General features: G+C 32.0%; 13 protein-coding genes and 1 tRNA gene. 8 read left to right on the forward strand and 6 right to left on the reverse strand.

Annotated features, from left to right (window positions below):
- Positions 1-106 precede the first annotated feature (106 nt).
- Positions 107-1768, reverse strand: a complete 1662-nt coding sequence (locus tag JK636_RS13515) for a nucleoside kinase (RefSeq protein ID WP_202749539.1) — start codon at positions 1766-1768, stop codon at positions 107-109.
- A 264-nt stretch (positions 1769-2032) separates the two neighbouring features.
- Here JK636_RS13515 and JK636_RS13520 point away from each other — a divergent pair, with 264 nt between their 5' ends.
- Entirely contained in the window at positions 2033-2722 is a 690-nt protein-coding gene (locus tag JK636_RS13520) for a DUF421 domain-containing protein (RefSeq protein ID WP_202749540.1), read from the forward strand.
- The gene (locus JK636_RS13525; RefSeq protein WP_202749541.1) at positions 2719-3099 is read left to right on the forward strand and encodes a DUF4363 family protein; all 381 of its coding nucleotides are present in this window, start codon (positions 2719-2721) and stop codon (positions 3097-3099) included. The genes JK636_RS13520 and JK636_RS13525 overlap by 4 nt, the downstream gene beginning before the upstream one ends.
- Before the next feature lie 123 nt (positions 3100-3222).
- On the opposite strand, the gene JK636_RS13530 is transcribed toward JK636_RS13525, so the two are convergent.
- From JK636_RS13530 to JK636_RS13545, 4 genes are all read right to left on the reverse strand, one after another.
- Positions 3223-3408 (reverse strand): cysteine-rich CWC family protein, encoded by a 186-nt coding sequence (locus JK636_RS13530; RefSeq protein WP_202749542.1) that lies wholly within the window; start codon positions 3406-3408, stop codon positions 3223-3225.
- 24 nt (positions 3409-3432) lie between these two features.
- Complete coding sequence (locus JK636_RS13535; protein ID WP_202749543.1) at positions 3433-4473, reverse strand: nucleoid-associated protein; 1041 nt, start codon at positions 4471-4473, stop codon at positions 3433-3435.
- 152 nt (positions 4474-4625) lie between these two features.
- Positions 4626-6152 carry an alpha-amylase family glycosyl hydrolase gene (locus JK636_RS13540; protein ID WP_202749544.1) on the reverse strand — a complete coding sequence of 509 codons (1527 nt, stop codon included), beginning with the start codon at positions 6150-6152 and terminating at the stop codon, positions 4626-4628.
- A 161-nt stretch (positions 6153-6313) separates the two neighbouring features.
- Positions 6314-6805: a DUF6106 family protein gene (locus JK636_RS13545; protein WP_202749545.1), complete on the reverse strand. Its 492-nt coding sequence runs from the start codon at positions 6803-6805 to the stop codon at positions 6314-6316.
- 191 nt (positions 6806-6996) lie between these two features.
- Here JK636_RS13545 and JK636_RS13550 point away from each other — a divergent pair, with 191 nt between their 5' ends.
- From JK636_RS13550 to JK636_RS13575, 6 genes are all read left to right on the forward strand, one after another.
- The gene (locus tag JK636_RS13550) at positions 6997-7593 is read left to right on the forward strand and encodes an HD domain-containing protein (RefSeq protein WP_202749546.1); all 597 of its coding nucleotides are present in this window, start codon (positions 6997-6999) and stop codon (positions 7591-7593) included.
- Positions 7594-7637: 44 nt separating this feature from the next.
- Positions 7638-8183 (forward strand): class IV adenylate cyclase, encoded by a 546-nt coding sequence (locus tag JK636_RS13555; RefSeq protein WP_202749547.1) that lies wholly within the window; start codon positions 7638-7640, stop codon positions 8181-8183.
- Positions 8183-9046 (forward strand): DUF5685 family protein, encoded by an 864-nt coding sequence (locus tag JK636_RS13560; RefSeq protein ID WP_202749548.1) that lies wholly within the window; start codon positions 8183-8185, stop codon positions 9044-9046. The genes JK636_RS13555 and JK636_RS13560 overlap by 1 nt, the downstream gene beginning before the upstream one ends.
- Positions 9047-9059: 13 nt before the next feature.
- Positions 9060-9665: a J domain-containing protein gene (locus JK636_RS13565; protein ID WP_202749549.1), complete on the forward strand. Its 606-nt coding sequence runs from the start codon at positions 9060-9062 to the stop codon at positions 9663-9665.
- 33 nt (positions 9666-9698) lie between these two features.
- Entirely contained in the window at positions 9699-10199 is a 501-nt protein-coding gene (locus JK636_RS13570; RefSeq protein ID WP_202749550.1) for a hypothetical protein, read from the forward strand.
- A gap of 38 nt (positions 10200-10237) precedes the next feature.
- Positions 10238-10314 (forward strand) — tRNA-Gln (locus JK636_RS13575).
- 112 nt (positions 10315-10426) lie between these two features.
- Here JK636_RS13575 and potE read toward each other — a convergent pair.
- Positions 10427-11758: a putrescine-ornithine antiporter gene (gene potE, locus JK636_RS13580; protein ID WP_202749551.1), complete on the reverse strand. Its 1332-nt coding sequence runs from the start codon at positions 11756-11758 to the stop codon at positions 10427-10429.
- Between the last annotated feature and the right edge of the window lie 11 nt (positions 11759-11769).

Raw genomic sequence — 11769 nt, forward strand, 5'->3', positions numbered from 1 at the left:
CAATTATTATTGCATTTTATATATATTAATTTACAACACAATTCGACATTTGGCAATTAGAAAATGTTATAAATAAAAGAGACTGCATTTCTGCAATCTCACAAAACTAATACTTATAAAAAACGCTTCCGCCTACGAATTCTCTTAATATTGAATTTTCAGGAACAAGTTTCATATCTACTTCTTTAAAGAAATTTAAAAAACTTCCTAGTCTTAAGGCTTCATAATATACAGGACTCTTAGAAGTTATCTTCTTAAGTTCTTCTAAAGCATACTTTTTAAGTACACATAGTTCATATACAAGGGTAGAATTAAACATAACATCTGCTTCTTCCTGATATACAAATATATTCTTTTCCTCTCCTCTTCTTATTGAAGGCCACATTTTAAGAGTTTGTTCTCCTCCATAGCCTCTTGAAAGAAAATCTCTAACAAGCCTTCTTATTATTCTTACATCTGTTGTTGCAATTCTATTATGATCATCTAGATTTAGCTGAGTCAAAGCGCTTATATAAATTTTAAATTTGCTTTCCTTTGGAATACTTGAAGTAAGCATCTCATTTAAGCCATGAATCCCCTCAACGATAAGTATTCCATTTTGAGGAAGCCTTACTCTTTCTCCATTCCACTCTCTTTTTCCCACCTTAAAATTAAAGGTAGGAGTTTCAATTTCTTCACCTTTTAATAAAAGTTCTAAGTGCTCATTAAAAAGCTTCAAGTCTAATGCATATATTGACTCAAAATCATACTCTCCGCTTTCATCCTTAGGAGTATTTTCTCTATCTACAAAGTAGTCATCTAAGGAAATTGGTATTGGAAGAAAGCCATTCACTCTAAGCTGAATCCCAAGTCTTCTTGCAAATGTAGTCTTCCCGGAGGAAGAAGGCCCAGCTATAAGTACAAGCTTAGTGCCTTTTCTTTCATGAATCATATCAGCTATATAAGCTATTTTTTTCTCATGAAGTGCTTCTGCTACGTGAATTATATTTCTTATATCACCATTATCTACCTTATCGTTTAATGACCCTACATCACCGACTTCTAATATATTACCCCACTGCTCTGTTTCGTAGAATATTTTTGCTAGCTTTCTATATTCAATAAACTTTGGTAAAACAGTTGGGTCTGCTTCGGTGGGGTATCTTAAAATAAAACCTGACTCATAACACGTAAGATCAAAATATTTTATCACACCAGTTGAATAAGCCATTGAGCCATAAAAATAATCATATCTTCCATCAAGCTCATAAAGCTTCACTTTCTCTGCGTTCACGTGCTTTAAAAGTCTTAATTTATCTTCCATATTATATTCACTAAATATCTTTATTGCCTCAGTTTTAGAAACTTCCAGCTTTCTAATTGGCAAGTCCCTATCAATTATATCCTGCATTTTTAATTTTATATTTTTAATATCTTCACAATTTAATCTTTTTTCATTTCTGTGTATCTCACCAAAAAGTCCTTTGCTTAAAGCATGTTCTATTGTAATTTTTGCATCAGGATAAAGTTCAAGCACAGCCTTTATTAGAACAAATTGAAGCGTTCTTACATAAGTTCTCATACCTAAATTTGTGCTGATATCAACGATATCAAAATCTCCATCTTCTTCTGCTGTTTTAGTAAGTTCATAATACTTTTCATTTATCTTTACTAAAACTACAGGAAGCCGACCTTCCTCATAATTCTCTTTATAAATATCATATAAAACAGTTCCTTTGTCGACTTCAATATTTTTACCGTTACTTAAATTCAACTTTATTTTCTCCATATTTGTGCCCCCTATAAATTCTGCAGAAATCTATATATAATACAATAAAGTTCTTACATTAATGATGTCATAAAATGTCCAATCTTCAAGGACTTTTAGGACATCATTAATGTATTAGAACTTTTGCATAGTATATATTTAAGAAATTAATATTATTATACTTCACCATTTTAAAAAATGTCCTCCTACTACTCATAATTTTTAATATTTTAACAAAAAATATACCTATTGTTCTATTTTTCAATACTAAAAGGATGTGGTATTTTGTTAATAGTTCTTCTTAGAACCGTTATCTTATATTTTATCGTAGTTTTTACAATGCGAATGATGGGTAAAAGACAAATTGGTGAGCTTCAACCATTTGAACTTGTTATAGCAATAATGGTATCAGAACTTGCTTCACTTCCCATGCAGGATACAAGAATTCCATTACTTCACGGTATTATTCCAATAATAACTTTACTGGTTCTCCAAGTTAGTATATCCTTAGCAGAGTTAAAAAGCGAGACCGCCAGAACTATTTTCAGCGGAAAGCCCAGTATAATTATTAAAGGTGGCAAAATTGATATTAAGCAGTTAAAATACGACAGGCTTAATATTAATGATTTGATGGAGGAGCTTAGACTTCAAGGCTATTATAATATCGAGGACATAGAGTATGCCATACTGGAAACCAGCGGCCAGATATCGGTAATTCCTAAAACTGAATTAGAGCCGGCTACCAAACAGGACTTAAACATAAAGTCCACACAGGATAAACTTCCTATTACGCTGATACTAGATGGAAAAATCAATAAATACAATCTAAATCTTATCGAAAAAAACAACTCCTGGCTTCAAAGTCAGCTAAGAAAAAATAACGTTTCTTCCTCTGATAAGGTTTTTATTGCCCTCCTCGATTCAAAAGGAAAGTTCTTCTACCAACTTAAGGAAGGAGGTTCCAGTAAGCAATGAGAAATATAATTATCTCTGTAACCGTATTTTTAGCAATGATTACTGCTATATTTTTTTCCATAGGATATTTAAATAGAATATCTTCAAACCTCCAAATCCTAAATGATGACTTAGAAAAATATATTTCAGAGGAAAAATGGGATAAAGCTTATAAAACCTCCATGGATTTTACTAATCAATGGGAAAAGCATTCAAAGGTAATAAAGCTTTTTGTCAATCATCAAGAGATTGATAATATAGAAATGGAGCTCTGGAAGCTTCCTCAATACATTAAGGAAAAATCAAAGGATGAAGCTCTTGCCAGTGTGCATGTTTTGAAATTTCTTCTAAAACATATTTCTAGTTTAGAAAAAGTTAATATTCAAAACATATTTTAAAATCACTACATAAATAGTATATGCTAAATACTATTTATGCGTTATATTCAACACCTACTTTATCAAATACAGTATCACAATTACTTAAAAACAAAGAGATAGAAGAAAATCTCTTCTATCTCTTCATTTCATATATTTTTCTATACAATCTCTGCATATACACGCCTTACCTCTTTTATCTTCTGGAACTAAATCTAGTACCTTCTTAGAAACCTTAACATTTTCGCACCAGCACCCACCCTGTCCATGTTGACAGTTATTATCCTTACCGCATAGCGGACAAATTTTTTCACTCTCATTTAAACTCATAAATATCACCCTTTCATTACTAATTCATTTCTCAATATAATTCATAACATGTTTTAAAATAATATTTATAGAACCATCACCATTTCTTTGTATTTCAAAACGGCTCCTGTCATCGTAGGTTTCTTCCTTTAAATAAAGATCAATATCGCTATCAATCTTTAATCTCACTCTTTTTAGCTTTTTAGAAACCCATTCCTTATCCACAGGAATCTTTCCCTCAATCTCTACTCCCGAAGATGAAACATACTCTATAAAATCCTGCTGGGCTTCATATTGATTTTTAAATAAATCCTCTGAAAGAGCTTTCACATCAATATGTTCTTCTTCCTTAAGCTTTTTCTTTATTGCAGTTCTTACAATTTCCTGGGTATCTGCATTTTCCTTCAGCTTATTTCGTGTAAAGTTTTCAGCTGCGTTTACAAAAGCCTTGGTCATGTCTCTTTCATTATCAATAATACTGCAGCCTAGGTAACTATTAATAAAATAATTTGAACCGTATTCCTCTTTCTCTTTATTATTACTCTTATCAATAACCATAAGATTAAACTTCTGTTCAGAGTTTAAAAGTTTTATAAAAGCACACTTTTGAATTTTCTGGCTGCTGGCAGGAAGGCCAGTAAACTGCGGGACAATATTTATACCTATTTTTTCCTCAACAAAATCAATGCTGTGAGTATAGTTCTTTATATAGTCCATTTTCATTATTCCAAGCATTGGTCCATGTTCTGTAGAAATTGATATCACAAGCAAATCGCAGGAAGGTATGTTTCCCTTTGACCTCATAAGCACAAACATTTGCCTGGCCAATTCCTTTGAAACCTCTAAAAGATCATTTTCTCCACTAAGATACTCCTGTGACAAATCCTTTACTATATTTCTTTCTTCATTAAACACGGCATATTTTAGCTCTTCATCTTTTAAACATCGTTCAACGTGCCTTAATAGAAACTTATAGATTTCCTCATTAAGCTCTATAGTATATTCATTTAAGAGCGGTTCTCCTGAATTATTATCAAGAACATGAAGTACAGCTTCATTTATATGTATTTCTTTTATATATTCCAAATTAATCACCTGCTAATGTAATAGTCTATATATAATTTAATAATAAAAGTTTTATATGTCAATAAAAATAGAGATTAAAAATATCGCTGAAGCAGATCTCTAGACTTACAGCAATATTTTAATCTCCCTTTTATTATTTTGATTCTAATTTATTATTTTGATTCTAATATAAGAATTTCATTCCCCTGTATATCTAAGCTGGCTTTAGTGCTCAAAGTTCCTTTCTTTCCTTTATTAGAATAAAGAACCTTAGCTTTTGATAAATCTATTTTTTCCTTCGAAGCTTGTGTCCCTAAGTTAACATATACATAAACGCTTTTATTATCTTTAGTTCTCTTGTAAGCAAAAATATCACTGCCTTGTGTTTCAAGAAGCTCAAAATTTCCATACTTAAGAGCATCACTATTATTTCTCACTGCAATTATGCTCTTGTATAAATTTAAAAGTGAGTCTTTATTTTGCAGCTGAACATTAACCGCAACTGTATTTTCATCATTTTTTGAAGCTTCCCATGAGCTGTTTTTTGAAGTATCCTTGTTATCCCAAATAAAAGGCTCTCTTATTTGTTCATCAGGCTTAACTCCAGTCATGCCTGTTTCTTCCCCATAATATATATAAGGAGTTCCCGGAAGAGTTAATAGTATTGCAGCAGCATTTTTTGCTTTGTTAACATCGTTTAATTGGCTCATAACTCTGTTTTGGTCATGATTAGTTAAAAACGGGCTGTCTATAAAATTTTTATTTACCGCAGCATACTGCTGATATGCATTATCTATAGCAAAAGCTCCTGTTCCTACAGTTCCACTCTTTGCCATGTTTACAAGTGCATCTGCTACAGGGAAATTAAAAGCTGAATCTAAGCCGTTAAAATACTTAGCTATTATAGGTGTCTTATCCCAAACCTCTCCAACTAAAACAGCATCCTTTTTTTGACTGGTAACATATTCTTTAAATTCTTTCCACCACTGCACATTCTTAGTGTTATCTTCGTATATATGCATTGCAGCATCAAGTCTAAAGCCATCTACACCCATATCAAGGTAAAACTTGGCTGCCTTTTTCATTTCATCTCTTACCGCTTGGTTATCATAATTTAAATCAGGCATTCCTTCCCAAAATAACGCATAATAATGGTCCTGGCCAAGAGGTACCCATGGCTGTGCACTTATTGGAGAACCTTCAGTAACATCTGTATTTTTATCAGCCCAAATATAATAATTTCTATATTTGCTGTCTTTATTTTGAGCAGCTTCCTTAAACCACTGATTTTCTGTACTTGTATGATTTATTACTAAATCCATCAACACTTTAATATTTCTCTTATGAGCTTCATTTAAAAGCTCCTTAAGGTCTTCTTCAGTTCCATAATCAGGATTGATTTTATAATAATCTGAAACATCATAGCCATGATAGCTTGGCGATGCATTTATTGGCATAAGCCATATGCCGCTAACCCCTAAATCCTTGCTGAGATAATCAAGCTTTTGGGTTACACCCTTTAAGTCACCTTTTCCATCACCGTTACTGTCATTAAAAGCTCTTACAAATATCTCATAAAAAACTCTTCCGTTGTAATTTTCTTTCTGTACATCTTGTGCAATCGTTTGTCTATTGCAGCCAAAAAATAAAGTACTAAGCATCAAAACCGCAAGTACTACTGCCAGCCCTTTCTTTTTCATAGCTTACCCTCCTCTTATATTTTAGGTTTTCCATAATGTACTAAAGCACTTACATTAATAGTGCCATACATTCTCAAATCTTTGTAAATACTTTAGACACTACTTATGTATTAGATCTTTTTCATTGCAGTTAATATGGTAAATATTAAATACTTACCATATTAACTTTTCTTAACTGCCCTTGGATTATACTTATAACATAAATTTAAGAATTCCTCATCTGGAGTAAATCTTAATTGAAATCTCTCGTTTCCGCCAGTTACCATTGCTACATATACATTTCTATCTGTACCGCCCGGAAATAAAGTAAGCATCTTGGACGGTTTATTTGAGAAGTCTTTAACATAGCTGCTATCTTCTGGTGCTATAAGCTCCGCATTTTTTACATCAAAAGTAAGAAGTCTCTTTCTTTTCTTTGCTTCTACAATTCTATCAATGTCTATATCTCCATTTGTAAAAGCATATTCAAATTCAACATATAGTGCCTTCTTTCCAAAGAATGAAGCTACTGCTAAAAGTAAACAAACAACAAAAATAGGAATAGCAGATAAAGTCAGTAAAGCTAAGCCTGCAAATATATAAAATGCCGCATTTACAATTTTATAAGCTGAAGACTTTTGCTTTGATACAAGCTGTTCATAAAAATTATCCAATGTATGTCCCCCCTTTAAGCTCTTTATGAAATGATTTAGACTTATTATATCATAATTTAAATAAATTAAAAAATAGTGATTTTCTACAACAAATAAATTATTTTTTTATTACACATAATAATGATATAATTAATGGTAGCAGTGGAAATTTATATTTTGCATAACATTTACCCATAGGAGGATAAACAGCTATGAGTTTAGATAAATACTTAAGAACTGTCAGAAAGCTTAACAATATGGGACGCTGGGCTCCGGAATTCATGCATCAAAGAGCTACAGTAAGCGAGCATTCCTTTCAAGTTGCCCAAATTGGCCAGATGCTTGCCTTAATTGAGGAAGAGCACGGTAATAAAGTTGATTGGGAACGTCTTTTTAAAAAGCTCATTAATCACGATGTTGTAGAAGCCTTAACCGGCGATATATTAAGCTTTGTTAAACACAGAAAACAGGAAATGAAAAATATGGTGGACCTAATCGAAGAAGAGGTTGCAGACGAATACCTTCTTTCCTATATGGAGGAACCTTACAGGAGTAAATATAAAAAGCTTATGTTTGATGGAAAGGATAATACCCTAGAAGGTCAGCTTCTTAAATGTGCCGATCACATAGATGCTTTAATTGAGTGTATTAACGAAATAAACTTAGAAAATTGCAATCCTTTTGAAGAAAAATATAATACAATATTAAATCAATTAAAGCAAATCGATTTAATAAGCTCAAGATTTTTTCTTGAAAATATACTGCCTGCGCTGCTTACTGATTGCCGCAAACTAAATATCACTAAATAAATATATATACGCCGCTGAATGTTTTAACTGAAAGGATGAAATTTATGCAGGAATTAGAGACTAGAATATTGGATATAGATGTGGACGATATAAGAAACAAACTACTAAACTTAAATGCTGTAAAGGTGAAAATGGAAAACCAGATAAACAGAATTTATGATTTTGAAGATAGAAAACTGCTAAATAAAAAAGGCTATGCCAGAATAAGAACAATTGAAGATACGATAAATAACATAACAATTCATTACATGACTACGAAAGAAATGATAAGCCAGGAAAAATACAAAGTTATGGATGAACATGAAACTATTATTGCCGATTCAACTGAAGGAGAAAATATTTTTAAGGCTTTGGGACTTTCTTTAGTACAATCAATAAAAAAGTACAGAGAAAGCTATAAGTATAAAAATACGCTTATAGAAATAGATATAAATTCTAAAGACTTCTGTCCATTCCCCTATATTGAAATAGAAACAGCCTATGAAGAGGAATTAAAAGAAGTAGTTTCTTTGCTTGGATATACTATGGAAGATACCACCTCAAAAACTATTTTTGAAATATTAAATGACAGAGGAGTTAAAGGTATATAATGTTTGGCTATGTAACTCCCTGCAAAATGGAATTAAAAGTTAAGGACTTTGAAAAATTTAAAGCTTATTACTGCGGGCTGTGCAGAGCAATAAAGAAGAATTTTGGCAATGTTCCAAGACTAGCCCTAAATTATGATATGACTTTTCTTGCAGTGCTTTTAGATTCTCTGAGTGATGAGAAAATAAAGGTAAGCAGAGAATTATGTGCTGTTCATCCTACTAAGAAAAGACTTATACTTGTTGATAATTCACCCTTAGATTACGCTGCTTTTTGCAATGTACTTCTTGCTTATTATAAGCTTGTTGACGACACTTATGATGACAGTTCTAAGTTAAGCAAGTTTTATTCTGCAATTTTAAGTACTTATTTAAGAAAAGCTTCAATGAAATATAAGGAAGTTGAAAGCCAAATAGAAAATTCCTTGAAGGAACTTTCTGTACTTGAAAAAAACTTTACAAATAGTTCTTTAGATGAACTTAGTCATCCTTTTGCTGATTTAACTGGTCATATACTTTCTTCCTATAATAAAAATAATGTTGAAAATTTGTATTGGCTTGGATATAATCTTGGAAAATGGATATATATAATTGATGCTTTTGACGATTTAGAAAAAGATATGAGCAGCAAAAAATTTAACGCTATTAATAGTATTTTTAATACTACCAATTTACCATATGATGAATTTAAAACCTCTATTGAAGACAGAGTCGATTTTACCTTAGTAAACTGTGCTGAAGCCTGCGTAAATTATTTAAAAGCAATTCCTATTAAAAAAAATCATGAGCTTTTATATAATATACTTCAGTTTGGTCTTATGGAAAAGATGGACAAAGTTTTTGGAAGATTAGAAATTAGCAATTGAAAGGATGAAAAAAATGAGAAATCCATATGAAGTACTTGAAATCAAAGAAGGCTCCTCTAAAGAAGAAATTAAAAAAGCCTATAAGGAAATGGTAAAAAAATATCACCCTGATCAATACGGCAATAACCCATTAAGGGACTTGGCCGAAGAAAAATTAAGAGAAGTAAATGAAGCCTATGACTATCTTTTGAAAAACACCAGTGATGGTCCACGTTATACAGAAAACAACTATGAAAGCAGCAGTAATAGCGGCTATGGCAATTATAATGAAATTAGAATAGATATACAAAACGGTAACCTAAGAGCGGCCGAAGAAAAACTAAATCAAATAAATACACGTGATGCTCAGTGGAATTATCTTATGGGGCTCGTAAACTTAAGAAAAGGCTGGTATGATAATGCATATAATTACATAGTAAACGCCTGCAATCTTGAGCCAAATAATTTAGAGTACAGACAGACATTAAATAATTTAAAAAATAGAAATACAGGATATAGACAAACCTATTACGGAAGAAATAATAGAAGTGACAGTGACTTTTGTGATCTTTGCTTTAAGCTGTGGTGTGCAGACAGCTTATGCGAATGTTTTGGTGGAGACCTAATAAGCTGCTGTTAATTAATTAATTAATTATTATAGGAGGATATATTAGTGAATAACACTGCAAGTATTGCCCGAGGTGGTCTTTACACCGCTTTAGGAGTTCTCTTTATATATCTAAGTACAATAACACCTACAAGCAAGTTATATCTCTTAGGTATAGCTTCTTGTATTATTCCTCTTTCCATATTAACTATAAAAATCAGAAATAGTTTTTTTATGTATATATCAACAAGTCTTTTAAGCCTTCTTTTATTGGGTATAAAGGGCGGTGTAATTGCTTATATTTTATTCTTTGGTCTTTATGGTTTTATAAAATATTTTATAGAAAGACTAAGAAATATGTATCTTGAAATATTCTTAAAGCTTATATATTTTAATCTTTCTATAGCATTAGTTTATATTCTTTATAGAGTATTTTTTACAGAGATGTTCAAAGTAGCTATACCTATCTACGCTCTTATATTAATGTTTCAAATTATATTTTTAATCTTTGATTATGCCTTAACTCTATTTGTCGCTTATGTACACAGACGTTTAAAAATTTCTTGACAACAGTGTAAAAGATGATATAATAATTATTGTGTTATTGCCCAATCGCCAAATTGGTAAGGCACCAGACTCTGACTCTGGCACTGTGTAGGTTCGAGTCCTGCTTGGGCAGCCAGTAAAGACTTTGCATTTTATGCAAAGTCTTTTTATTTTGTGTATATAAAAAATAACAGCCTTTTAGTAGCTTTATTATCAAAGTTACCAAAAGGCTGTTAACAATTTTAGAGTTATGCAACCCTATCCATCATATCATCTTTTTTAAGATCAAATTTGTGTGATACAAATCCGTATAATATCCAACCAGCAAAGGTTACTATTGAACCATAAGTAAGCGCTTCAGCTCCTGAAGAATATAGTGCATATAATCCATATACAGCTCCTACTAAAGCAATGAAGTTTGTTACTTTTGCTCTACCAGCTGGTACATTTTCAGATTTCTGCATTACCCTTATAGATGCCATAGATAATAAATATGGTATAACGTTTGTAACTACTGCTAAGTTTACTAGTACATTAAACTGCTTTGATAAAGTAGGACTGACTGTCATCAGTGCAAGCATACTTTGAATTACAGTAATTATAACCATAGCAATGATTGGAGTTTCATCCTTTGTAATTTTGCTGAATATTTTAGGGAAATATCCTTCAACTGCAGAACCCTTAAACACTTGTGCAATAGTAAACTGCCAGCTGAATAAAGAACCAAAGCAGGATATAACCATAAGACCCATAACAAGTTTTCCTATAGTTGAATTAAACATAGTAGCGAAAGCTAGTCCGAAAGGCGCACTGGAATTTAATAACTGTGCATTTGGAACAATACCAGCCATTACGTTAGTTGAAATAACATATATTATTGCTGCTCCGATAGTTCCTCCTAAACACGCAATAGGCACGTTTCTCTTTGGATTTTCAACTGCATCCATATTTGCAGCAGCTGATTCAAGCCCTAAGAAAGCCCATAAAGTTATTGATATTGATTTGCTTACTGCAGTGAAGAATGGAATATGATTAGGATTCCATGCGGATGCATATAACTTTCCGCTAAAGAAGAACCATCCAAAAATAGAGATACCTACAACAGGACCAATTACTCCCCATATTGTAAAGGAACTTATTCTTCCTGTAACTCTAGCTCCCTTAAAGTTAAGTACTGTAGCCAGCCATAAAGTAAAGATTGTCCATAAACCTACTGATATAGGAGATAATTCTTTTCCTAAGAATCCGCAAGCATAACCTACAGCAGAAATAGCAATAGCAACATTAGCAATTAATAATGATACCCCATAAGTATAGTTTGCCATAAAGCTTCCTGCTTTTCCGAAGGAGTACTCTGAATATCCTCCCATACCTGCAGCCTTTCTGCTGAACATTCCTGCCTGTGCAAAAGCATACGCTAACGCCATGGAACCAACAGCAGTAACTAACCATGATAGAATTGACATTGTTCCAACTTGAGCTAAATTGGTTGGAAGCATTATTATTCCGGAACCCATCATGTTTATAACGGTTATTATTGTTAGCTGCCAAACACTCATCTTATTATTTGATTTACTCATAATTAACTACT

This window comes from Clostridium rhizosphaerae, assembly GCF_016765585.1.
GTDB lineage: Bacteria > Bacillota > Clostridia > Clostridiales > Clostridiaceae > Clostridium_AT > Clostridium_AT rhizosphaerae.

Bases quoted from the DNA above. Each gene is read 5' to 3' on its own strand.
- JK636_RS13515 (WP_202749539.1), bottom strand. From the start codon at position 1,768: ATGGAGAAAATAAAGTTGAATTTAAGTAACGGTAAAAATATTGAAGTC.
- JK636_RS13525 (WP_202749541.1), top strand. From the start codon at position 2,719: ATGAGAAATATAATTATCTCTGTAACCGTATTTTTAGCAATGATTACT.
- JK636_RS13530 (WP_202749542.1), bottom strand. From the start codon at position 3,408: ATGAGTTTAAATGAGAGTGAAAAAATTTGTCCGCTATGCGGTAAGGAT.
- JK636_RS13540 (WP_202749544.1), bottom strand. From the start codon at position 6,152: ATGAAAAAGAAAGGGCTGGCAGTAGTACTTGCGGTTTTGATGCTTAGT.
- JK636_RS13550 (WP_202749546.1), top strand. From the start codon at position 6,997: ATGAGTTTAGATAAATACTTAAGAACTGTCAGAAAGCTTAACAATATG.
- JK636_RS13555 (WP_202749547.1), top strand. From the start codon at position 7,638: ATGCAGGAATTAGAGACTAGAATATTGGATATAGATGTGGACGATATA.
- JK636_RS13560 (WP_202749548.1), top strand. From the start codon at position 8,183: ATGTTTGGCTATGTAACTCCCTGCAAAATGGAATTAAAAGTTAAGGAC.
- JK636_RS13565 (WP_202749549.1), top strand. From the start codon at position 9,060: ATGAGAAATCCATATGAAGTACTTGAAATCAAAGAAGGCTCCTCTAAA.
- potE (WP_202749551.1), bottom strand. From the start codon at position 11,758: ATGAGTAAATCAAATAATAAGATGAGTGTTTGGCAGCTAACAATAATA.